The sequence below is a fragment of the Synechococcus sp. N26 genome (assembly GCF_900473975.1).
Taxonomy (GTDB): domain Bacteria; phylum Cyanobacteriota; class Cyanobacteriia; order PCC-6307; family Cyanobiaceae; genus Parasynechococcus.
This window is the reverse complement of the sequence record NZ_UCNM01000009.1, coordinates 44,519-65,809: the sequence shown is the minus strand read 5'-3', so window position 1 is coordinate 65,809 and position 21,291 is coordinate 44,519. Positions and strand designations below refer to the sequence as shown.

Below are 21,291 nucleotides of genomic sequence, written 5' to 3'. Positions count from 1 at the left end.
GATCAGGCGTCGAAGGTGTTGCGGCCGCTGAACTTAATGTTGGCCGGGTTGACGTTCTGGCCAATGCGACGGGGGTTGTGGCCCACCATGGGACGACCTTCGTTCACCTTTTCGGAGAACACACCATCCTTGGGATGCAGGAACTCGGTGTCACCACCGGGGTAGATCCGGTAGATCTTGTAGTCCTCGATCCGGGGCTTGAATTTCGTGCGCAGCTGGGTGCCGAGGGCGAGGCACTGTTCCTTGCGAGCGAAATACATCAGGTTCTCGCCTGAGTTCATCAGAGCGGCGCCACCGGTGGGCAGCTCAAAAGCTTGCTCTGTCTTGCTGGTCCAGGTGATTGCGTATTTCTCTTCAGTCTCCGCTGAATTCAGAAGGCCGCCAGTGCTGGCGATGTGCTGGGGAAGTTGACCGTTCAACGCCGTTGCTGCCATGGCTGAAAGAATCCACAAGAGCCGTTATGGCTGGAAAGTAGCACCGTCATTGGGGCCTGTTTTGAGCTCCGACAGCAAGCTTCACACCCGTCAACAAACCCATCACTCTGCGGGCGTATGCACCGGGAAAAAAACGGTGATGTCGCGGTCGCGCCTGGGCTGATAGCGGCCTCCCAGGCTGGCCATCATCTGGCGGGTCGCATCCTGGCTTAACTGCAGGCTCCCGGTGCTGGGATCCCAGCTCAGGACGGTGCCCACGTCCTCGCGTTGGGGAGACGGGCCGGCCTCCGTGGCCTGGCTCCTGTCGGAATGCTCCACATGCAGCTGAAGCTTCACCCGTGGACCGGCTGCCTGGAGGTGAAGCGTGAGCTGACAGCCGGAGGGGAGCCCCCTGGTGCTGCGGTCGATCAGACCCCCCAGCATCGGTTCCAGTCGACGGGAGTCACTGAGGATCGCCGGCAGGTCAGCGCTGAGATCCAGCTCCAGCGCGATCCCACGGCGAGTTAGTTGCTCCGTCCAGCTGGGTGCAAGGGCGCTCAGCATGGCCTGCAAATCCGTGCGGGCCAGATTGGCCTCGTTGGGTTCCCGTTGCAGTTCGGCGGCGTGGAAGATTAGGCCAAATCGATCGATCTGCTCGCTGCATTCCACATCGATCTGCCGCAAGCGATTCACAACGACATCAGCCAGATCCTTCCGCCGCAGCAGAGAGCGGATCAGTGTTCGGATCGTGGCCAGCGGGGTTCGCACCTCATGGGTGATCGCTTCCAGCAAATTCAAATCTCCATGGCTGGGCGCTTCCGGTGGGCGCTCAGCCTGGATGGGTTGCAGCATCAGCCCGGGGGCTGTGCCGGTGAGCCGCTCCGTGAGCCGTGGCCAGAACTGTTCTGACCAGGCTGCATTGCTCTGCAGGGATCCGATCGATTCGAGCGCTTTGCGCAGCTGCTCGGCCTGCGCTGGTGACTGGTGCTCCAGCCGCCCCCCCAGCTGCACCAACACATCACTGAGCGTTGCTGGGTCGCATCGCATCAGCAGCTGACGCTTCTGGGGCGGCCCATGCAGGGCAAGGGCCACTTGGACCTCGGGTGTGATCACCAGCAGCAGTGGGTCATCCCCGTCGTCGGGGCTCAGGGACAAGCGTTGGAATCCCCGCAGGGAACTGGGCTCATCGCTGCTGGACCGTCCCGGCAGTGCCGTTGGATGCGGACTCAGTTGATCCAGTTGATCTGGAGCCCACACCCATCCCTGCAGATGTTTCAGTAGTTCCGGTTCGTAGAGAGCCGGCAGGGGGGCAGCGAGCCAGATGCCGCGTTCCAGGCCGCGCTCGAGCAGATCCTGTTGAAGGGTCTCCAGGGCCGCCCACCAAAGCCGCCGCACACCAATCTCATCGCAGCGGCCTAGGGGCACGTCCTGTGCCAGCCGTTGCCGCAAGTCGGTGAAGGAGGGGCCGGTCAACGGAGGTGCGCCAAGGAGCGACGGCTTTGCCGGACCACCGACAGGCAGAGGCCGAGCGCGATGAAGTTCACCACCATGGCTGAGCGCCCATAACTGAGGAAGGGCAGGGGGATTCCTGTGACGGGGCCCAGGCCGATGGTCATGAAGATGTTTACCACCACCTGGAACATCAGCATCGTGCCGATCCCGATCACCACGAGTGATTCGAAGTCGGTGCGGGCATTGCGCGCGACCTGGAGCAACCGAGCCATCAACGCGGCAAAGCCAAGAACCACCAGAAGGCAGCCAATAAAGCCGGTTTCCTCACCCAGAGCGCTGAAGATGAAATCGGTGTGTTGTTCAGGGATGAAACGAAGCTTGGTCAGTTGTCCTTGAAGAAGGCCAGTGCCCAAGACGCCGCCTGAACCGATGCCAACGGTGCTCTGGAGCAGGTGATAGCCCCCGCCCAATGGATCCTGACTGGGGTCGAGGAACAGCACCAAACGGTCCCGTTGATAGTCCTTCAAACCATGCATCCAGAGCCATGGCGTCACAGCAGCCATGGCGCCGTGGATGGCCAGGGTTGCTGCGGCTGCCAGACGTTTCCAGGGCAGGGAGCGGTACGCGAGAACTCCCATCAGAGGGATCCAGAGGGCCATGGCCCAGGGGAGAAGGCCTGAGAGCAGGGCCGTGACCAGCGGTGACAACAACAGAATCACCCACTCGATCGGCATCCCCGACCAATAGAGCATCGTGAGCATCAGGGCGCCGAACACAAGCGATGTGCCGAGATCAGGCTGGATGAACACCAACAGCCAAGGCACTGCAATCACCCCGAGCGGGCGCATCAGATCAACCGGTCGTTCTACCGGGTGTCGCGACAAGACTGCTGCCACGAGCAGGATCGCCGCGATCTTGGCGAACTCCGATGGCTGAACATGAACCCCGCCAATGCTGATCCAGCGTTGGGCACCCAGCGCTGTGGTTCCAATCACGCGCACCGCCACCAGGCTGATCACGGTGAGGGCGTAGACGGGAACCAAAAGAGGCCGGAGACGCTGCAGCGGCAGCCGTTCCAGTCCCAGCGCCAGCAGCACTCCGAAGGCCGCGGTGATCCAGTGGTGATACCAGTCGGCATAGTCCGCCTGGCGTTGGGTGCTGGCGATCAGCCCCCCGGCGATGGCGATCATTCCGAGCGGAACGCCCCAGAGCACCCACTCCCGGTGCGATCTGCGGCGGTCACGTCGGCTGAACATCGTCAGACGGGCTGGGTGACGGCCTTGAGCACCGCTTCAGCGAGACCCTTGAACTCAGCGGCGCTGGCGGAGTCGCTGCGGTTGATCACGATCGGTCGTCCCGTGTCACCGCCTTCCTGCACGGGCATTTCCATGGGGATCTGAGCCAGCAGGGGAACGTCGTAGTCGGCGGCCAGTTGGGCGCCGCCGCCACTGCCGAAGAGGGCGTAGCGGCAGTCGGGACGGTCCGGAGGGATGAAGGCGCTCATGTTCTCCACCACGCCCAGAACGGGAATGCCCATCTGCCGGAACATGGCGAGCCCCCGTCGCGCATCCTGCAGCGACACCTGTTGTGGGGTGGTCACGATCACAACGCCCGCCATCGGCACTGCCTGGGCCAGAGAGAGCTGTGCATCACCGGTGCCCGGCGGCAGATCAACGATGAGAACGTCCCGCTCACCCCATTCGGCCTGATACAGGAACTGCCGAATGATGCCGTTGAGCATTGGGCCGCGCCAGATCACAGGCTGGTGATCGTCGATCAGCAGACCCATCGACACCATGGCGATGCTGCAGGTCTCGATTGGCACAATCCGCTGCTGATCGCCGCTGCCCTGCACCTCAGGTGTTTGGTCAGCGACGCCCAGCATGGTGGGGGCGTTCGGCCCGTAAATATCGGCGTCCAGAAGTCCGACCCGCAGGCCGGTCTGGGCGAGGGCGCAGGCCAGATTGACCGCGACGGTGCTCTTGCCGACGCCGCCCTTGCCGCTGCTCACGGCAATCACCTGGCGGACGCCGGGGATCGACTGGCGTTCCGCCGGCTGACCATGGCCAGCCTGGCCAATGCCCCCTTGACTTGGCGGTTGGCCGATCTCGATCTGCACGTCGTCAATGCCATCGAGCGCCATCAGAACTCCCCGTGCTTCGGCCACGATGCGGTCTCGCTGGCTTTGGGCGAAGCCTGGAAGGCTGAGGCGAAACACAGCCCGTGGCGGGGTGATGCGGATCTGTTCGATCCAGCCGAGCTCCAGGGCCGTTTTGCCACTGCCGGCATCTTTGACTTGCTGGAGGGCTTGGTTGGCCTGCTCGACCGGGGTCATCCGTTTCATCAAGGCAAGCCGGATCCTAGGGGCGCCGCCCGTGACAGTCCCTGACGGATGCTTGTCCAGGCCTGGGGTGACCTGGTTAGGTTTCGATGTCTTCAGTCTCTGACACATGGTCCGCTCCCTGATTCGCCGCGTCCTCGGACGCCAGGACGTGGGTGTCAGCAACGCTTCCCTTGAGCTGCCCCCCAGCGATTCCAGAGAGCGGGCCCGGGCGATGGTGATGGGCCTGCAGGACGAAATCTGTGCGGGCCTGGAAGCCCTCGACGGTGAAGGTCGCTTCGTTGAAGAGAGTTGGGTCAGGCCTGAAGGGGGTGGGGGGCGCTCCCGGGTGATGCGCGAGGGCCGCGTCTTTGAACAGGGCGGCGTGAATTTCTCCGAGGTTCAAGGCGAAGAACTGCCCCCGTCGATCCTCAAGCAGCGTCCTGAGGCGAAGGGGCATCCCTGGTTTGCCACGGGAACCTCGATGGTTCTTCATCCGCGCAACCCCTACATCCCGACGGTTCACCTCAATTACCGCTACTTCGAGGCTGGCCCGGTGTGGTGGTTCGGCGGCGGTGCCGACCTCACGCCCTACTACCCCTTCCTGGACGACGCCCGTCATTTCCATCGCACCCATCAGGCGGCCTGTGATTCGGTTCACCCGGATCTGCACAAGGTGTTCAAGCCCTGGTGCGATGAATATTTCTATTTGAAGCACCGTGGTGAAACCCGCGGCGTTGGCGGCATCTTTTACGACTACCAAGACGCCAACGGCACTCTCTACAAGGGTCAGGATCCCTCAGGGCCTGCGGCTCAGGTGTCAGCCCGTTTGGGAGCTCGGCCGTTGAGCTGGGAGCAGCTGTTCTCCTTGGGGCAGGCCAATGGCAGAGCCTTCCTGCCCGCCTATGCCCCCATCGTTGAGAAGCGCCACCCGATGGCCTATGGCGATCGCGAAAGGGACTTTCAGCTCTATCGCCGGGGCCGTTATGTGGAGTTCAACCTGGTCTGGGACCGCGGCACGATCTTCGGCCTGCAGACCAATGGACGCACGGAGTCGATCTTGATGTCTCTGCCTCCGCTGGTGCGTTGGGAGTACGGCTACACCGCCGAGGCCGGATCAAGGGAAGCCCTGCTTACCGAACTGTTCACCAAGCCGCAGGACTGGCTCGGTGATGCCTCGCTGGATGAGCGCTGCCGCCCCCATGGAGCGATCAACTAACTGACGCCTTCAACGAGCGCGTTCACCACGCGCTCGGCCAGGCAATTCACCGTGTGCTCCCTTGAGCGTGGATCCCTCAGTTTCGTCTCGAGAGGGGGCTCCAGCATGGCGATTTCAAGAATTCCGATCCCGCGCTGCGGACCGCCAAGGCCTCCGCGGAACAGGCGTGGGTAGCGCCCAAATGCCTGGGCCAGGCTTTCATCGACGACATTCAGTTCACGCACATTTGGGAGCACCGGAATCAAGCCGGAGCCGAAGCCTTGGGGCCGGTAGGCATCGAAATGGATCTCCAGAACGTATTCACCACGCTCCGAAAAGACCTTGGCCTTCGACCAATTGGTGCTGGGGTCGTCATCGTTCGCGATGCTGATTGACGGCGGGGTGTAGGCGCGGATGTTTAAGCCACGGGCCTGGCCTTGGCTCACCACAGCGGCCTGAACTTCGCGGTTCCAGAACAGCTCATCGCGAATGCCCGGTTGCAGCGGTGCTCGCTTCTGCTGATCCACGGCATATCCAGGGGTTCCTGGACTGGCGGTGCCCTGGGAGTCGGCATGTCCTGCCATGACGACGATTGGCAGGTTGCTCTGCACAGGGCTTCTGCCAACCCAGCTCCCGGGTTTCTTTGTGCGTGGGCCGAGCAAGGGATCTGGCGTGGCGGGCTCAGGACAGGGGGCTGGCTGTTTCGGTGCTGGTTTTTTGCTGGGCTCGGCTGTGCCAAGCCAGTTGTGCTGTTCCGCAGCCTTGGTCATCGCCAGGGTTGCCAGTGACAGGCCTGCGATGGCAAGTCCTGAGGCAAAGCGACGCCGTCGCATCCAGGCCGGCAGACGCATGGTTCAGATGGGGGAGGAGAGCAGGGATCCGTCACTGGCGAGTTGCAGGGTCTCAGCCAGTTCCAGTTCGATGGCGATTAATTCGTCCCGATGAGCCCGCAGACGAATGGCGCTGCCGTCTCCCTCGGGAGCAGGAAGGAGTTGCAGTTCCAGGGCTTCTGTGCGAGCGGCCCGCCGCGTGTAAACAGCTCCCGCCAGAGGGCCGAGGCCGATCAGCAGCAGAGGCCACCAGTGCAGTTGGGGTGCCAGCTGACGCAGGACCAGGCCGAAGCAGGCGGAGCCAATGGCCGCCAGCAGTGACAGCAGCACCGCAAGGGGTTGGCTGGAGGCCACTTTCCCCTTGAAGCGGAGCACCTGGCGGTCAGCATCGCCGCCATCCCGGCTCCAGCCGCGTTCTTCCAGCCAAGTGCTGAGCCCGTTAAGCACGGTGATGGGGGGTTGGGGGGACATCACGTCCACCACTGTGGTTCGGTCTTTGCTGGCTGCACGCAGAAAGAAGACCAGACCAATCGCCAGCAGAACAGTCAGCAGGAGAGTGGATTGAAATCCTGCAGGCATGGCATCCCGGTGGTGTTCAACCTTTTTAAGCCTTGCGCCGGCTGAATCGCTTAGTTCAACGCGAACCGGTGGGAGTCCAGCCAGCTGCGCCAGGGCTGCATCAGTCGCTCGGCTTCGCCGCGTGCATCAGATTCAAGGTGCAGCATGCGCCGTGGCCGTCCGCGGCTCGGGCAGCGTTGGGTGTAACTGCTGATTGAGCCCTGTTGCTCAAGGAACTCGAGGGCCTGTTGCAGCACGGTTTCAGAAAGCCGCAGTTGCGGCTCCTCCCGGATCAGTTTTTGCAGTAGTCCGGAGGGGTAGTTGTCGTCTTTGAGCAAGCACTCGAGGATCCAGCAGACAGCCAGCTCGAGATCGAGGAACTGCGGCGGCGGCTGATGGAAGTACTGCTCGATGTCTGCCAGACAGGTGCGCGAAGGCTTTCTGCGAGAGAACACAGGCGCGGGACGACTTCACCAATCAAAAGCGATCTCATTTCGAGATTCAATAGAAGAGTCTTGAGACTTGCTGTGGAGGTGATTGGCCACACTGGCCCTATCCCTTCCTGAAGTCATGGCTGAGAAGTCGTCATCCCCAGCGGAATTCGCCGTCTTTGATCGCGACCTCGATGCAGCTTGGACGGAGCGCTATCTGCGGTCCCCGGGGCTTGCCGTTGATACCGAAGCGATGGGGCTGATCCATGGGCGTGATCGGCTTTGCCTGGTTCAGATCGCCGACGCCGAAGACCGTGTGGCCTGCGTCCGCATTGGCCTGGGCCAGACCGAGGCGCCGAATCTCAAGCGCCTGTTTGAGGCGCCCACGGTGGAGAAGGTGTTTCACTTCGCCCGTTTTGATGTGGCTGCGCTTGCCGCCGGTTTGGGGATCGACGTGAACCCCGTGTTCTGCACCAAGGTCGGAAGTCGGCTCGGCCGCACGTACACCCCCCGCCATGGCCTCAAAGATCTGGTGATGGAATTGGTCGGCGTTGAGCTGGACAAGGGCGCCCAGAGCAGTGACTGGGGTCGGGTGGACGAACTTACCGATACCCAGCTGGCCTACGCCGCCAACGATGTGCGCTATCTGCTGCCAGCCCGTGAGCGCCTGGAGCAGATGTTGCGGCGGGAAGGGCGCTGGGATCTGGCGCAACGCTGCTTCCAGTGCGTTCCGGTGGTAGCCGAGCTGGATCGGCTCCGCTTTCACCAGATCTTTGAGCACTGAGGTTGGGGCTCAGTCTTCCAGCATGAAATTGCCGTCGCCTTCGCTGTTCTCGAGCAACGCGTCCAGCTGACGGGCGTGGTCACCGTTGTCCTTGTCGAGGGCGGCCAGCATGGATTCAGCCATGGCTCGCCGTCCCTCCACATCGCGATGTCCTTCTCGGGCCGCGGCTTGTTCCACCTGGCGCCGGGCACTGGCGAGGCTGATGCTCAGTCGACTCGCCAACTGGGCACAAAGTTTGACGAGGGTGGGGTCTTGAATCGCGGCCATCGCAACCAACCGAAGATCTTCAGTATCCGTTGAAGCGATCCAGGATCAGGCGTGCCAGCTGATCGCTTCCCCCTGCCGGCCCCATCCGCTGCGTGCCGATTCGTCCCAGGTGGGAGCGGAGTGCCGGGTCGTGCAGGAGGAATTCGAGCCGTCTCGTGAGCTCGGATTCATCAGGGCAGGGACGAACCGCCCCCCCCAGCAGGCGGCTCTGACGGCGAGCGAAGCCCGTTTTGAACTGCGGTCCTGGTCCCGGTAGGGACAGGGCCGGAATGCCCAGCCCCACCAGTTGTTCCGTCGCCGTTCCGGCAGTGGCGATGCCGGCTTCTGCCCAGCCAGCCCATTGGTCAAAGCAACCTCGCCCGATCAGCACCAGGCAGGCTCCTTTCACCCAGCAGGCTTCGGCACCCAGTTGGTCTGAAGGCGGAAGGCTGCGTCGAAACCCCAGTTGTTCAAAGCTGTTGCTCAGGGCCTCTGCATCGGGTTGGGCGCCCACGGCCACGAGCAGTGCCATCGGCACACGGCCGGGCAGCGCCATGGCACTGCGAACCAACCGCTGCAGGTTTCGCTGGGCCTCCGGCATGCGACTTCCGCAGAGCAGGAGCACGCGGCGGCAGCGGTCCAGGGCCGATGGCAGCGGTTGGACCTGAAGGCCATCCATCATCGGATTGCCCGGCGCAAGGGCGTTCACGCCCTTGCGTTGCAAGCCTCGTGCGGTGAGCCGATCACGCATGGCCACCAGTTGACAACGGCGCGAGCGCATCAGGCGCCATTCCCAGGGATCCCACTCACTGCCTTTGAGCCGGTGGTAGCAGTCGCTTTTGGCCCGTCCGGGACCGCTGAGCCAGGTGTAGTCGCTTTTGGGAGTGCCGATGAAGCCGAAGGGGGCGCCACTGCTCCAGGCCATCAGCAGTGGCAGCAAATCACCCACGGCAACGATGGGTTTGCGCTCATGTCCCAAGCGGCGTACCAACTGCCATTGACTCCAGCTCAGGCTGGGAAGTCCAGCCCTGACGTCTGCCAGCAGACCGCTCAGGCTTTGGTTGCTGAAGCCACCACTGGGCAGGGCCGCCTTTGGCCCTAGGCGCCTCAACCATCCTTGCTGAACAGCAGCATCAAACACTCGGCCGGCACCCACCAGAGGAAGCACCGTCAGGGGGCGTCGCGGTGCGCGCCGATGCACGGCCTGGATGATTCGCAGGGTGATCAGGTCTTCGCCGTGGCCGTTGCAGAGAAACAGCAGAGAGCCTGGGGCACGGCTGATACGATCCCCTGATGGGGACAGCTGTTCCCGGGCGGCGGCATGGCCAAGTGGTAAGGCAGAGGATTGCAAATCCTTTATCCCCAGTTCGAATCTGGGTGCCGCCTTTCAATCCTCATCACAGTTGAGCCTCCGCGCTCATGCCGGCAACGTTGCGTGAGTGACTCTCGCAGCTCACGGTGTCCGCATCAATCCAGCAACGCCCCTGGGCCATGCGGGTTGCAGGTAGGCCTTTGGGTAGGCCTCTGGCATCAAAGCGAACCCATGACGTGCTGAGCAGGGTTGCGCTCCAGCGGCGTGAATCCACGCTGCAGCTTGAGTTGTCGCAGCTGAGCGGACTGCCTTGATCTCCATCCAGGCTGACGAAGCTCAACTGGTAGCTGCCGCCCGTTGTTTGATCGTCTCCGATGAATCGAAGCCGCAGGCCACGGCTTCCGTTCGCGCTGATCTGCAGGCGCTCGCAGGCCAAAGAACGCCCACCGACGACGATGCGGCAATGCGCAGGCCGGTGCTCCAGACGGCCAAAAGCCTGGGCTGGATTGACCGTTGCTGGCACGGCAATCAGCAGTGGCGCCATCCAGAGATGAACCATCAGTAATCGCTGTCGGCAACGCACATGCCCAGGCAGCGAATGCCATTGCTGGCGGTTCTGCGGCAGTGGTTGCACAGGATGCGTTCCGCGTCCGCAGTCGATCCCTCCACGGCTTGATCGGTCGATCGCGCAGGTTCCTGCGCGGGGGATGCGGTCATGACGCAACGGGACGGGCTGGTGGCGATCATGGCTGGCAGCAGCATCGCCCCGTTGAACGGCATCGGTTTCGGCACCTGGGCCTGGGGCAACAAGGCGGTTTGGGGATATGACGCCCAGCGGGACGACGCTCGACTTCGTGCCACGTTTCGTCAGGCCCTCAGCTCTGGGCTCAACTTGATCGACACGGCGGATTCCTATGGAACGGGGAGCCTGAGTGGACGCAGTGAAGCGTTGCTTGGCGACTTCATGGCCGAGTTGCCATCCCTGCGTCGATCCCAGTTGACGGTGGCCACGAAGTTGGCCCCATTCCCCTGGCGATGGGGGCGTCGGGGCTTTGATGCCGCCTTTGAGGCCAGTCGAACGAGGCTTAAGGGGCAGCTTCGGCGGGTGCAGCTGCACTGGAGCACAGCGCGCTACGCGCCCTGGCAGGAGACAGGCCTTCTTGATGGCTTGGCTGATCTTGTTCTGTCTGGCCGGGTTGAGGAGTTGGGCCTGTCCAACCTGGGCCCCCAACGCCTGCTGTTGATCCATCGCCGTCTGTTGGAGCGGGGCGTTTCCCTACGCAGCGTTCAGGTGCAGTGCTCGCTCTTGGCACCTGCGGATGATCAGCTGCGCGAGTTGATTGCCGTCAGCAGGGAGCTTGGCGTGGAGGTGTTGGCCTACAGCCCTCTGGCTTTCGGCGTGCTTGGTTGTGCTCCCGGGTCTGAGGAGAGGCGTCCTGTCACCTGGTTGAGACAACGCCTGTTCCAGCGCCTGCTTCCGGCAAGTCTTGAGTTGCGCAGTGCGATGCAGGCCATCGCGATCGATCGCGGGGCATCGATGGTTCAAGTCGCTTTGAACTGGTGCAGAGCTCTTGGCACAACGCCGATCCCGGGGCTGCGAACTCCAGAGCAGGCCAGGGATGTCGCCGCTGCGCTGCAGTGGTCATTGTCACCGCAGGAGTTTCAGCGGTTGGATGCGGCCCGGCTGCATTGCAGCGAGCGGATGCCCGCCAATCCCTTCCAGAGCCGCTGAGTGTTGTGCTCAGGCCTCCGAGGCGGATTCAGGGGCTGGACTCACCACCACCGGGAGGCTGTCGCCGTCATTGCGAATCGGAACGACTTTTTCTTGCGAGGGTTCCAGGCGAGTGGGGGCTGGGGCAGTGTCCTGTTGCTGGGCACAGGCGGCGAGGGCTTCCTGCAACAAGGAATCAAAGGTTGCCCCAGGCAGTCGATGCCGGGCGACCTCCAGAAAGGTGCGCGGAAGCGATTCGCCAGCAGCGCTCCTCAGAGCGGGGTTGTTCTGGCGATGTTCCTGCTCGTCCTGAATTGCCCGGATGAACCTGCGTGTGACATCGCGCTTGGTGGACGCCTTGATCAGGGTGTCGCGCTCCTGAGGACCATGACTAAGCTCCTGCTCCATGTCTTGAATCCGCCGTTCGAGGCTTTCCAAAACCTCCTGGGCTTCCTTGCCGATGTGAGCCAGTTGCCCATCCGAAAGGTGGGGCATGTCGGCCACGAACACCTTGCCGTGATCCCGGAGCGTGAGAAAAGTTGGTCGTGGCCCCTGCCTGTAGCCCTGTTGCCTGTCCTGGCCTGAAGGCAAAGGACGCCTCGGAGGAACAGGACCTGCAGACGATCGACGGCGCGTAATGCGCTGGGGCTTATCAAAAGGCATTGAAAAAAATGTATTGACGCCGCTATCGGAAAAGGTTCCGATGTGCTTCAGGGCAGCCTATTCGATCCCTTCTAGGGCGTGGTCGACTGCTTTAAACCTGTCTGAAACTGACGTAATCAGGAGGGAACACCGTCCAAAACAGCGGCGCTGCCTGGGCTGTTTGAAGTCACGTTGCCAATCACCCAAGCCCGATGGTTCTTGCCGCGGCAATTCTGGATCACAGCGGTTTCGCTCCCAGCCGGCACCACCAGGCAGAAACCGATGCCCAGGTTGAACGTGTGCCAAAGGTCTCTTTCGGGAATGTCTCCGGCCTCCTGCAGCCATCGGAACAGGGGTGGTCTTGTCCAGCTGGAGGCATCGATGCGCGCAGAGCAGCCATCCGGCAGGCAGCGCGGCAGGTTTTCCGGGAGTCCTCCGCCGGTGATATGGGCCATGCCGTGGAGCTCGCATCCGCTCTGCAGCAGGTGCTGCACCAGGTCGGCATACAGGGTTGTCGGCACCAGCAGGTCGTCGATGAGAGGGCGCTGGTCGTCGCCATACAAGGTGTTCGCATTGGCGTTGGCCTTCTCCAGCACCTTGCGCACCAGGCTGAAGCCGTTGCTGTGCACGCCGCTGCTGGCCACACCGATCACGCTGTCGCCAGGTTGGATGCGCTGGCCGTCAATGAGCTCGTCTTCTTCAACGACGGCCACACAAAAGCCGGCGAGGTCGTAGCGCCCCCTCGGGTAAAACCCCGGCATCTCTGCCGTTTCGCCGCCGAGTAGGGCGCAGCCGCTCTGCCTGCAGCCATCGGCGATTCCTTCAACGACCTCGGCCATTGCCGATGGCGCTAAGGCCCCGGTGGCCATGTAATCCAGGAAGAAGAGCGGCGCGGCTCCTGAGGTGATCACGTCGTTGACGCACATCGCCACCAGGTCGATGCCCACGCCGTGATGGCAGCCATGCTCCTGGGCCAGCTCAAGTTTGGTTCCGACACCATCGGTGCCTGAGACCAGAAGGGGCTTGCGCAATCCGGCTGGAAGTCGCATCAGCCCGCCAAAACCGCCAAGGCCGCCGATGACCTCCGGTCGGTGGGTGGCTTCCACAGACGCCTTGATGCGTTGCACGAACGCGCGCCCGGCCTCAACGTCAACTCCAGCACTCTTGTAATCCATGGAACGAATCCGATGCATTGATCCTGCAATGCCACGGAACCTGTGCTGATTGGCTTGTCGGCACAGCAGCTGATTGGTTGTGCTTATTGATTGTTCTCTCTCGGCTTATGCCCGGGGGCTTGCGTTTCGGTGTTGATCGGCCAGTCGGCACGCGGTTTAGCGAAAGAGGCGGGCCTGGGTGGCTGTGCCGATCGCGGTGATGGCGCCCAGTTTCTTTCCAAGAGCACCCTTTTTAAGTTCGCAGCAATCTTTTTTGTGAAGCCCGCCAACGGCCGAGAACTGCGCGCTCAGTTCCCAGACCTTGGCCACGCCCTTCTGCATGCGAGTCCTCCTGACGTTGGCCACGCTCTCCGGAGCGATCTCAGGCAGTGCGGCCCTCCTGCCTGTCGTGGCCAGCGATTTCCTTTCGCTCAACGGTGCAGAGCCCCTTGACCCTCTGAATCTTGTGGTCGAGCCCCAGACCCCTGGGCTGCAGGCAACGCTTCCTCCGGCAGAGGTCAAACCGGTTCTTGCACCTCCTTCCCCTGAACTCCCCAAGCCGAAGCTGAAGGTCGTTCCAGAAGTGGTGAAGGTCATCACTGGTGAGGCCAGTTGGTACGGCCCCGGTTTTTACGGCAACCTCACGGCCAACGGTGAGATTTACAAGCGCGGCACGATGACGGCGGCCCACCGCACGCTTCCCTTTGGAACAAAAGTGCGCGTCACCAACCTCTGGAACGGGCGCACCGCCGTGATCCGCATCAACGATCGCGGACCTTTCATTGATCACCGGGTGATCGACCTGGGCCACGGCGCCGCCTCTGAACTGGGACTGACAGCCTCTGGAATTGCCCAGGTCAAGCTTGAGGTGCTGCGCTGAGCTGCGTCGTTCTCTCCACCCAGGCCGAGCTGGAACGCTTCCGGGCCAACCTCGGTGGACCTCTGCAATTCGTGCCCACCATGGGGGGGTTGCACCAGGGTCACGGTGAGCTGATCCGCCTCGCTGCAGCACGGGGTCCTGTGCTGGTGAGTGTGTTCGTTAACCCACTCCAATTCGGGCCAGCTGAAGACTTTGATCGCTACCCGCGAACCCTCGAAGCGGATCGCGATTTAGCCGAACGTTGTGGCGCCCATGCCCTTTGGGCTCCGGCGGTCGACACGGTCTATCCCGGTGGACCTCAGTCGGCGGTGTCGCGTTCAGCACCGGTAGGCCTGCAGACCCATCTTTGTGGAGCCTCCCGTCCCGGTCACTTTGATGGTGTGGTCACGGTCGTTGCCCGACTGCTGCAGCTGGTGGAGCCGTCCTGCCTTTGGCTGGGTGAGAAGGACTGGCAGCAGCTGGTGATTCTGCGCCGGCTCGTGGCCGATCTTGATCTGGGCGTGGCGGTGCAGGGCGTTCCCACCGTTCGTGAATCCGATGGTTTGGCGTTGAGTTCCCGTAACCAATACCTCTCTTCTGTTGATCGGGCTCGAGCCGCTGCTCTGCCGGCGGCACTGCGTCGTGCCGATCCCAGTGATCCTGAGACTTCGGTGCGTCAGAGCCTCGCTGAAGCAGGACTTGAAGTGGAGTATGTAGAGAGGGTCGATCCCCGCACCCTTCAGCCCTGTGGCGCTGAAACGGCCATCTCACTGTTGGCCGCGGCGGTGCGTTGCGGGACGACCCGTTTGATTGATCACGTCTTCCTGATGACCCGCCAGCCTCTTGTTGCCATCGATGGCCCTGCCGGTGCTGGCAAAAGCACCGTGACTCGGGCCTTTGCTGAGCGGATGGGGCTGGTTTACCTCGACACCGGTGCGATGTATCGGTCGGTGACCTGGTTGGTGCAACAGAACGGTGTGGACCCGCAGGATGCGGCGTCGATTGCACCGCTGTTGAACGACCTCGATCTTCAGCTGCGGTCGCTGCCCGGTGGTGGCCAGCAGGTGTTGGTGAATGGGCAGGACGTGAGTGACGCGATTCGCTCGCCGGAGGTCACCGCGTCGGTTTCGGCCGTGGCCGCCCACCGTTGCGTCAGGCAAGCGCTGACCGCTCAACAGAAAGCGATGGGTGCCAAGGGTGGTTTGGTGGCAGAAGGCCGCGACATCGGCACCGCTGTTTTCCCGGATGCGGATCTGAAGGTGTTCCTTACGGCCACGGTGGGCGAACGGGCCCGGCGCCGAGCTCTGGATCTGGACCAGCGGGGCTTCCCGGTGCCTGAGCGATCTGAGCTTGAAGCACAGATCGCCGAACGGGATCACCTCGACAGCACCCGTGAGGAGGCTCCTCTGGTGCAGGCGGACGATGCCGTTGAGCTCGTGACCGATGGCATGAGCATCGAGGCTGTGATCGATGCCCTGGTGGGGCAGTTCCGGTCTCGGGTGGCTGAAGAAGCCTGGCCTACGCCGGCGGGCTGAGCTCGTCGAGCAGGTTGGCGCAGGCATCCTCGAGCAGGTCGAGCACATGCTCGAAGCCCGACTCGCCCCCGTAATAGGGATCCGGTACTTCCGTTTCAGAGAACCGGCCGGCGTAGCTGAGCATGGGCTTGATTCTGGCCGTTGCTTGGGGCCCGGCTTCGCGAGCCAGTCCCTGGACGGCTGCGAGATTGTCGTCGTCCATGGTCAGCACCAGATCGAAACTCGAGAAATCGTCGAGGCTGATCTGCCTTGCTCGGCTGGGGAGGTTGATGCCGCGGCGGTTGGCGGCAGCCTGCATGCGTCGGTCTGCCGGGTTGCCCACATGCCATCCGCCCGTTCCGGCGGAATCCACCACGAACTGATCACTGAGGCCACGCTCTTCAAGCAGATGCAGGAAGACGCCTTCGGCTGCCGGTGAGCGGCAGATGTTGCCGAGGCAGACGAACAACAGTTTCTGGGTCATCCGGCGTTGAGGCGTTGGAGGGCTTTCAGAGCCCGCAGCTGCACCACCCTGACACCTTCCGCATCGGATGCGAGCTGGTTCAGTGCGGCCAGGCCCTGTTCGGCGAGGTGCGCTGACACAGCTGCGCTGTTCAAGCGTTGCTCGAGTCCGTAGGCCGCTGCATAACGCACCACCCACTCGTCGTCTCGCACAGCTTTGAGCAGTCCCTCGAAACAGCGCACAAGCTGATCGTGCGCTGCGTCTTCACTGAACTCCAAGTCCGCCAGGCCACGGGTTGCGGAGCGCCGCACGCTCGGAGCGATGTCGGCCTGAAGGGCATGCTCCAGGAGGTCAAGACCCCGTGGATCCCGCAGGGCGGCAATCACCTTCACCACCCATGCCCGTGCGCCGTAATTGCGGGCATCCAGGCTCACCAGAAGGATGGGAATGGTGTCCCGTCCCAGTTGAATCAGCCCCTGTGTTGCCACGGCTGCCACCGCTGGATTGTTGAACCCCAGCACCTTCACGAGCGGTTTGGCGGCCTCAAGGTCGTTCAGTGCACAAAGGGCTTGCGTTGCTTTGACCAGCTCAGGAGTACTGGTGGCCCGCTCGAGCGTCTGAAGCGCCTGGTCCAATGCTGTTGTGGTCATCAGAGCAGTCTGTCCATTGCGTCGAGAACGTCATCGGGGTCGACGTTGCGTTCCGCCACCTCTCGGAGTGCAACCAACTTGAGGCTGGGTTCCACCGCAGCCGAGCGGATCGAGGGCACGGCGGCGAGCCAGCCAGTGGCGCCGAGGTCGAGCAGCGCGCCACGGCGCACCAGGGGTTCTGGGTGGTTCAGCAGATTTTTCAGTTCCATCCCCCATTGATCACGACCGGTCAGCTGCAGCAAGGCTCGGCAGGCCGCTGAACGGATCAAGGGCCGAGGGTGCTCCGTGAACGGCTGAATCACGGCGAGATTGCTACTGCTGCCATCACCGATGTCACCCAGGGCTTCCAGCAGCGCTTCACAGGGTTCGTTGAGCAAGGGGGATGAGGGTTGCTCAGCTCCTGCTCCCTCCAATCCACTGGCCAGCAAGGCGCGGATGCCCTCAACAGCCCCGCAGCTGCCCATGGCACCAAGCGTGCGGACCACCTCCTCCCGGACGGTGTAATCGTTGGAGTGCAGCAGCGCCAGAAGAGGTTGTTCTGCTCTCGTATCCCTGAGCAAACCGAGAGCACGGATCGCGTTGAGAGCGACACCGCGCTGTTCTGGATCAATCGGCGTGGCATCCAGTGCTTCAAGAGCCCTGAGCAGAAGAGGGATGGCATCGGGATGCTGGCTGCGCATTTTTCCGAGCCACCAGGCGGCGTAGTACTGCGCAGAAGGGTCCTCCGTCTGACGGAGGTTTTGGATCACCTGCGTTTCACTCAGCGGTTCCATCACACCCAGGCCGATGCCATGTCGGCTGTCCAGCTTTCAGTTCGTTTGAACCGGAACGGTCCTGCCACTGAGCCCCAGCAACGCTCATTCGTTTCCGGGTCATGACCGCGATCGAGGGTCGCAAGGGAGTCTCCCTTCAAATGAAAGCTGCTCACCAGAACGGTATCCCTGCCATTCCGTTGCACGATGCATTTGCAGCCTGGTTCCATGGCGCCGTGGTAGCCGTCTGGCTGTTCGAGCACTTGGTAGTGGCACTGATCCAGGCTGATCAGGTCGCTGTCCTGAATGGCAAGACGCAGTTGCGGATCAAACGTGGCTCCGGCGAAGCGTTCCGGATCGCGGAAGATGTGATTCCAGAGCTTGATGGCGCCGGAGGTCTGCTCTTCAGCGCGGATCATGCGCAACCGATAGGGATGCTTGGGATCAACGGCATAGGTCTGTTCGAGCAGGATCGACCCTGGATGGAGCTGTATGAGCGGGCGATACCTCAGAAAGATGTGGGCATACAGGGGTGGGTTGTCGAAGGCTTGCTGCTGATTGCTGTATTCGCCGCAGAGCAGGTTGAGAAAACGCCGAACGTTGGGGGTGATCACAGCGCTCTGATGGGGCCGAAAAAGAACAATAAAAAAAGCCCCCCGAGGGGGGCTTGGAATGCAACGTCAGCTGATCAGATCAGGGCGTTGATGGCGTAATCGATGTAGCTGTTGGCTTCGGTAGCAGCGTCGCCGCTGAGGCCGTGGTTGGCCTTGATGTGCTTCAGAGCTTCCACGTACCAGGACGGGGAGAGCTCGAAGGTGCGGTTGATCTCGTCTAGACCAGCGATCAGGTAGTCGTCCATGGGGCCGGTGCCACCTGCCACGAGGCAGTAGGTGATCATGCGCAGGTAGTAGCCCACGTCACGGGAGCACTTGGCCTTGCCTTCCGCAGTGGCGGAGTAGTTGGACCCCTCCATCTGGGTGGTGTAGGGGAACTTGGTGTACACGGCCTGGGCAGCGCCGTTCACCAGGGAATCAGCCTTGCTGGTGAGAGCCTTGGCAGCCTCGAGGCTGGCCTTGGCACGGTTGAAGCGACCGGAGGCAGCCTGAACTTCGGTGTTGCTCAGGAAGCGGCCCTGGGAATCAGCTGCTGCAACAGCTTCGGTGAGGGGAGTTTTCATTGATCGTTATGGGAATGAAAGACGTCGAATCCAGGCGCCGATCAGGCGACGGAGGCGGCGGCGCGGTCGAAGTAGGTGCCGATTTCGCTGCTCAGGGAGGCGCAGTCACCAGCGGCGATGCCAGCTTTGTCGTTGACGATGGCCAGAGCGGCGTCCTTCATCAGGTTCACGCCTGCGGCAACAGAAGCACCGGGGGTGCCGAGGGCCAGGTAGGTCTCACGCAGGCCGTTCAGGCAGCGGTCCTCCATCACGGAAGCGTCGCCGGTGAAAGCGGAATAGGTGACGTAGCGAAGGATGATCTCCATGTCGCGCAGGCAAGCAGCCATGCGGCGGGAGGTGTAAGCGTTGCCGCCGGGGGCGATCAGAGCAGGCTGCTGAGCGAACAGCTGGCGGGCAGCGGAGGCAACGATGGTGGAAGCGTTGCTGGAGATGCGGTTAACGGCATCCAGACGCTTGTTGCTGTCGGAAACCATGGCAGCGAGGGCGTCGATCTCGCTGGTGCTGATGAATTGTCCCCGGGCGTCGGCCTGGGCGACAACCTTGGTGAAGGCGTCGAACATGGTTGTTGTTCCTGTGAACTACGTCTGGAAGGGAATTTCAGACTTGGAGGGATGGCGAAAGGCTATTGCCTCGATCCCGACGTCCGCGATTCTGACCAACTGCTCGGGAGCCTCCCGAAAGCTGTTCATAATGCTTAACTCCCTTGCGGCGACAAGGAAGTGGCGGCGGCTTCTTCGAGGTCAAACAGCACGCCGTGGATGTACGACTCCGTCCATTCGCTGCCGTAGAAGCGCGTCAACATGCCGCGGGCTGGATCTTTCTCGGCGCGATAGGCCGTGTAGCGCTTCTGGCCCGAAAGCAGGAGTGCCGCACGCTCATCATTTACGGCCTGTGCCTCCTCCACCAACGCCAGGTAGAGCTGGAGGTAGTCCGCAAAGGCCGGACGGATCACGCGGTCAATCAGCGCATCACCTTCTTCCCCCAGCGGGATCCGGGTCCAGAGAAAGGCAGGTGAGAAATAGGGCTGTGCCTCGTCAGGGATGGGTCCCCCGTCGGGCAGTTCGGCGCGCCAGCGCTCGAACAGGGGCATCAGTCGCTGCCAGACCGGTCCCGTGTGATCGGGATCTGTCTTGTCGACAGGCTGCAGGTCAAGAGCAAGCAAGTGCCCGTTGGGCAGCGTCACCAGATCGGCACCGAAGAACGGAAGATCAAAACGGCTGCTGGGGTTGATCACGAAATTGAGTACCGATGCAGCGGCACCGGCTTCAACACAGGCACAGCGCACCTGGCGCAGCTTTTCGGTTGAGCAGGCCCAGGTGGCCGTGCTGACGGGGACGGGTTTCGCCTTGGATCCCGTGCTCCCCTCTTTCTGCAGGAATCGTTCTGCCACCGGATAAGGCTTCGGCTGCAGAGGGGCCAGAGCGGCGACGGCGGTGTCGAGAAAAGGCTGCCAGCGCCATCCAGGGATCTGGACGGGTTCAAGACTCGACGTGCGGAGGGGGAGGCTCATGCGGGCTGACTGGCGGGGAAGAGGAATTCGTGCAGGAATCGGTCGGACCAGTCCTTGCCGAAATGGCTGGTGAACAAGCCGTGGGCGGGATCGCGTTCTGCGCTGTAAACGTCGTAGGCGTTCTGGAGGCGTTCCACCTCGGATGCCGCCAGTGCTGATTGCCCCTTGGCCTGGTCATGCATCGACCAGTAGGCCGAGAGGAAAGCATCGAAAGCTTGAGGAAGCGATCCCTCCGCTTCGTCAGCACCGCCGCGGCAGAACAGCAACCAAGGAGAGAAGTATTGGTTGGGATCGAAGGAGCGCATGGTCTCCTCACCATTCAGCTGGGGGAACTGCTCGTGCAGCGCCCTGAGGCCTGTGAAGTGGCGCTCCAGGTACTCCTTGTCCTGAATCAGCGGTTGAAAGTCGAGAACGGCCACCAATTTCTGCCGGGCGCCGAACCAGAGCAGGTCCACCCCCATGAGCGGGTGGTCCAGACCGTGCTCGGGATAGGCCACTGAATTGAGAACCTGCAGGCTGTCGCCGGCATCGAGCCGGGTAACGCGCCAACGGCGGAAGCCTGGAACACTCCAGAGCCAGCTTTCGATCTTGCCGCCACTTTTGCTGGATTGGCAGTGTTGCAATCCCTCGGGTACAGAAGCGGGTTGGCCGCCCCGGTCCTGAATGCCCTGATGCAGTTGGTTGAGGAAGGAATCGAACATCAGTGTGTTGTCTCCAGCATGGGTGAGTCAGCGACCTGGCGGGCCTTGTCGGCCATGGCCTTGATGTCGTCGTCGCTGGGGCAGCGCAGTTCAGTGCAGTACGTCGTCATCGACACCCCATCCAGGCACTGCACGGAACTCACGCGCATGCGCACCTGATCGGTCACGAACCAGCAACGCTCTGTTCCCACGTTCGTGTCGTATCGGGTTGTGATGGTGAGAACGCCGTCCTCGGCGAAGGTGTAAGTGCTCACCACCGATTTCTTCTCGACGTAACCCACGTCTCGAAGCAAAAAGCCCTTACGGGGGTTGTCCTGTTCAGGCACATCGACGATGACGGCGGCGTAGTCGTCGTTTCGAACCGCCTTTTTGAGGTTGCTTTCCCACCAGAAGCGGCCTCCACCGGCGGCGCGGTCTGTCGCCACCTGCAGTGCGTCGCAGACCCGCTGCACAACGGGGTCGGAGGCATCGAATGGCTCGATCACCAGATTGGAATCAGCCGCTTCATCGTCCTGATGGTCGAGGTGATGAATCGAGCGGCGGTTCAACCAGGTGCCGCGGCTGGCCTGGAGGAAGTCCGCCATGGTCATTGGCGGCACAAATGACGTCATCGC

Annotated in this window: 28 protein-coding genes and 1 tRNA gene; 6 read left to right on the top strand and 23 right to left on the bottom strand. The window is 62.3% G+C overall.

What is annotated here, in order from left to right:
- Positions 1–2: 2 nt before the first annotated feature.
- The 4 genes from DXY33_RS07110 to DXY33_RS07095 form a co-directional block, all read right to left on the bottom strand.
- A complete protein-coding gene (locus DXY33_RS07110; protein ID WP_011363412.1) occupies positions 3–434 on the bottom strand; it encodes a photosystem I reaction center subunit II PsaD in 432 nt (143 codons plus the stop codon).
- Positions 435–536: 102 nt separating this feature from the next.
- Positions 537–1,886: a sensor histidine kinase KdpD gene (locus DXY33_RS07105; RefSeq protein WP_115132331.1), complete on the bottom strand. Its 1,350-nt coding sequence runs from the start codon at positions 1,884–1,886 to the stop codon at positions 537–539.
- Entirely contained in the window at positions 1,883–3,121 is a 1,239-nt protein-coding gene (rodA, locus tag DXY33_RS07100) for a rod shape-determining protein RodA (protein ID WP_115132330.1), read from the bottom strand. Before rodA ends, DXY33_RS07105 begins: the two co-directional genes overlap by 4 nt.
- Positions 3,122–3,123: 2 nt before the next feature.
- Entirely contained in the window at positions 3,124–4,200 is a 1,077-nt protein-coding gene (locus tag DXY33_RS07095) for an Mrp/NBP35 family ATP-binding protein (protein ID WP_115132329.1), read from the bottom strand.
- A 115-nt stretch (positions 4,201–4,315) separates the two neighbouring features.
- On the opposite strand from DXY33_RS07095, the gene hemF reads away from it, so the two are divergent.
- Positions 4,316–5,404: an oxygen-dependent coproporphyrinogen oxidase gene (gene hemF / locus DXY33_RS07090; RefSeq protein WP_115132328.1), complete on the top strand. Its 1,089-nt coding sequence runs from the start codon at positions 4,316–4,318 to the stop codon at positions 5,402–5,404.
- Here the strand turns inward: hemF and DXY33_RS07085 are convergent.
- From DXY33_RS07085 to DXY33_RS07075, 3 genes are read right to left on the bottom strand one after another with little or no spacing between them, the layout of a single operon-like run.
- On the bottom strand, positions 5,401–6,234 hold the full coding sequence (locus DXY33_RS07085) for an N-acetylmuramoyl-L-alanine amidase (protein ID WP_115132327.1): 834 nt from the start codon (positions 6,232–6,234) through the stop codon (positions 5,401–5,403). The genes hemF and DXY33_RS07085 overlap by 4 nt on opposite strands.
- Before the next feature lie 3 nt (positions 6,235–6,237).
- Positions 6,238–6,792, bottom strand: coding sequence for a cofactor assembly of complex C subunit B (locus DXY33_RS07080; RefSeq protein WP_115132326.1), 555 nt, complete (start codon positions 6,790–6,792; stop codon positions 6,238–6,240).
- 50 nt (positions 6,793–6,842) lie between these two features.
- Positions 6,843–7,226 (bottom strand): helix-turn-helix transcriptional regulator, encoded by a 384-nt coding sequence (locus tag DXY33_RS07075; protein WP_115010493.1) that lies wholly within the window; start codon positions 7,224–7,226, stop codon positions 6,843–6,845.
- Between the two features lie 115 nt (positions 7,227–7,341).
- Here DXY33_RS07075 and DXY33_RS07070 point away from each other — a divergent pair, with 115 nt between their 5' ends.
- The gene (locus tag DXY33_RS07070) at positions 7,342–7,986 is read left to right on the top strand and encodes a ribonuclease D (protein ID WP_115132391.1); all 645 of its coding nucleotides are present in this window, start codon (positions 7,342–7,344) and stop codon (positions 7,984–7,986) included.
- 9 nt (positions 7,987–7,995) lie between these two features.
- Here the strand turns inward: DXY33_RS07070 and DXY33_RS07065 are convergent, their stop codons facing one another.
- Both DXY33_RS07065 and DXY33_RS07060 read right to left on the bottom strand, forming a co-directional pair.
- Positions 7,996–8,253, bottom strand: a complete 258-nt coding sequence (locus DXY33_RS07065) for a hypothetical protein (RefSeq protein ID WP_006850096.1) — start codon at positions 8,251–8,253, stop codon at positions 7,996–7,998.
- A 19-nt stretch (positions 8,254–8,272) separates the two neighbouring features.
- Complete coding sequence (locus tag DXY33_RS07060; RefSeq protein ID WP_115132325.1) at positions 8,273–9,493, bottom strand: lipid-A-disaccharide synthase-related protein; 1,221 nt, start codon at positions 9,491–9,493, stop codon at positions 8,273–8,275.
- Positions 9,494–9,547: 54 nt separating this feature from the next.
- Here DXY33_RS07060 and DXY33_RS07055 point away from each other — a divergent pair.
- Positions 9,548–9,618 (top strand) — tRNA-Cys (locus DXY33_RS07055).
- A gap of 11 nt (positions 9,619–9,629) precedes the next feature.
- On the opposite strand, the gene DXY33_RS07050 is transcribed toward DXY33_RS07055, so the two are convergent.
- Both DXY33_RS07050 and DXY33_RS12315 read right to left on the bottom strand, forming a co-directional pair.
- Positions 9,630–10,103, bottom strand: a complete 474-nt coding sequence (locus tag DXY33_RS07050; RefSeq protein WP_244275923.1) for a hypothetical protein — start codon at positions 10,101–10,103, stop codon at positions 9,630–9,632.
- On the bottom strand, positions 10,103–10,261 hold the full coding sequence (locus DXY33_RS12315; RefSeq protein WP_170950470.1) for a hypothetical protein: 159 nt from the start codon (positions 10,259–10,261) through the stop codon (positions 10,103–10,105). Before DXY33_RS12315 ends, DXY33_RS07050 begins: the two co-directional genes overlap by 1 nt.
- Between DXY33_RS12315 and DXY33_RS07040 the strand changes: the two genes are divergently transcribed.
- Entirely contained in the window at positions 10,260–11,276 is a 1,017-nt protein-coding gene (locus DXY33_RS07040; RefSeq protein ID WP_170950983.1) for an aldo/keto reductase, read from the top strand. The two genes, DXY33_RS12315 and DXY33_RS07040, sit on opposite strands and share 2 nt — an antisense overlap.
- A gap of 9 nt (positions 11,277–11,285) precedes the next feature.
- Here DXY33_RS07040 and DXY33_RS07035 read toward each other — a convergent pair whose 3' ends face one another.
- The 3 genes from DXY33_RS07035 to DXY33_RS12310 all read right to left on the bottom strand — a co-directional run bounded on the left by DXY33_RS07035 (position 11,286) and on the right by DXY33_RS12310 (position 13,393).
- Positions 11,286–11,918: a histidine phosphotransferase gene (locus tag DXY33_RS07035; protein WP_115132323.1), complete on the bottom strand. Its 633-nt coding sequence runs from the start codon at positions 11,916–11,918 to the stop codon at positions 11,286–11,288.
- A 116-nt stretch (positions 11,919–12,034) separates the two neighbouring features.
- Entirely contained in the window at positions 12,035–13,072 is a 1,038-nt protein-coding gene (gene purM, locus DXY33_RS07030) for a phosphoribosylformylglycinamidine cyclo-ligase (RefSeq protein WP_115132322.1), read from the bottom strand.
- A gap of 156 nt (positions 13,073–13,228) precedes the next feature.
- The gene (locus tag DXY33_RS12310; protein ID WP_170950982.1) at positions 13,229–13,393 is read right to left on the bottom strand and encodes a hypothetical protein; all 165 of its coding nucleotides are present in this window, start codon (positions 13,391–13,393) and stop codon (positions 13,229–13,231) included.
- Between DXY33_RS12310 and DXY33_RS07025 the strand changes: the two genes are divergently transcribed.
- Positions 13,392–13,931, top strand: a complete 540-nt coding sequence (locus DXY33_RS07025; protein ID WP_115132321.1) for a septal ring lytic transglycosylase RlpA family protein — start codon at positions 13,392–13,394, stop codon at positions 13,929–13,931. The two genes, DXY33_RS12310 and DXY33_RS07025, sit on opposite strands and share 2 nt — an antisense overlap.
- Complete coding sequence (locus DXY33_RS07020) at positions 13,928–15,445, top strand: bifunctional pantoate--beta-alanine ligase/(d)CMP kinase (protein ID WP_115132320.1); 1,518 nt, start codon at positions 13,928–13,930, stop codon at positions 15,443–15,445. The genes DXY33_RS07025 and DXY33_RS07020 overlap by 4 nt, the downstream gene beginning before the upstream one ends.
- On the opposite strand, the gene DXY33_RS07015 is transcribed toward DXY33_RS07020, so the two are convergent.
- The 9 genes from DXY33_RS07015 to DXY33_RS06975 form a co-directional block, all read right to left on the bottom strand.
- Positions 15,429–15,908: a low molecular weight protein-tyrosine-phosphatase gene (locus DXY33_RS07015; RefSeq protein WP_115132319.1), complete on the bottom strand. Its 480-nt coding sequence runs from the start codon at positions 15,906–15,908 to the stop codon at positions 15,429–15,431. The two genes, DXY33_RS07020 and DXY33_RS07015, sit on opposite strands and share 17 nt — an antisense overlap.
- On the bottom strand, positions 15,905–16,537 hold the full coding sequence (locus DXY33_RS07010; protein WP_115132318.1) for a HEAT repeat domain-containing protein: 633 nt from the start codon (positions 16,535–16,537) through the stop codon (positions 15,905–15,907). Before DXY33_RS07010 ends, DXY33_RS07015 begins: the two co-directional genes overlap by 4 nt.
- Positions 16,537–17,310 (bottom strand): HEAT repeat domain-containing protein, encoded by a 774-nt coding sequence (locus DXY33_RS07005; protein WP_115132317.1) that lies wholly within the window; start codon positions 17,308–17,310, stop codon positions 16,537–16,539. The genes DXY33_RS07010 and DXY33_RS07005 overlap by 1 nt, the downstream gene beginning before the upstream one ends.
- Positions 17,310–17,903, bottom strand: coding sequence for a chromophore lyase CpcT/CpeT (locus DXY33_RS07000; RefSeq protein ID WP_115132316.1), 594 nt, complete (start codon positions 17,901–17,903; stop codon positions 17,310–17,312). The genes DXY33_RS07005 and DXY33_RS07000 overlap by 1 nt, the downstream gene beginning before the upstream one ends.
- A gap of 74 nt (positions 17,904–17,977) precedes the next feature.
- Positions 17,978–18,466, bottom strand: a complete 489-nt coding sequence (gene cpcA / locus DXY33_RS06995; RefSeq protein ID WP_115010503.1) for a phycocyanin subunit alpha — start codon at positions 18,464–18,466, stop codon at positions 17,978–17,980.
- Positions 18,467–18,507: 41 nt separating this feature from the next.
- Positions 18,508–19,026 carry a phycocyanin subunit beta gene (locus tag DXY33_RS06990; RefSeq protein ID WP_114987333.1) on the bottom strand — a complete coding sequence of 173 codons (519 nt, stop codon included), beginning with the start codon at positions 19,024–19,026 and terminating at the stop codon, positions 18,508–18,510.
- Positions 19,027–19,160: 134 nt separating this feature from the next.
- Positions 19,161–19,976 carry a phycoerythrobilin:ferredoxin oxidoreductase gene (locus DXY33_RS06985; protein ID WP_115132315.1) on the bottom strand — a complete coding sequence of 272 codons (816 nt, stop codon included), beginning with the start codon at positions 19,974–19,976 and terminating at the stop codon, positions 19,161–19,163.
- Positions 19,973–20,677, bottom strand: a complete 705-nt coding sequence (locus tag DXY33_RS06980; RefSeq protein WP_115132314.1) for a 15,16-dihydrobiliverdin:ferredoxin oxidoreductase — start codon at positions 20,675–20,677, stop codon at positions 19,973–19,975. The genes DXY33_RS06985 and DXY33_RS06980 overlap by 4 nt, the downstream gene beginning before the upstream one ends.
- Positions 20,677–21,288 carry a phycobiliprotein lyase gene (locus DXY33_RS06975; RefSeq protein WP_115132313.1) on the bottom strand — a complete coding sequence of 204 codons (612 nt, stop codon included), beginning with the start codon at positions 21,286–21,288 and terminating at the stop codon, positions 20,677–20,679. The genes DXY33_RS06980 and DXY33_RS06975 overlap by 1 nt, the downstream gene beginning before the upstream one ends.
- Positions 21,289–21,291: the final 3 nt, after the last annotated feature.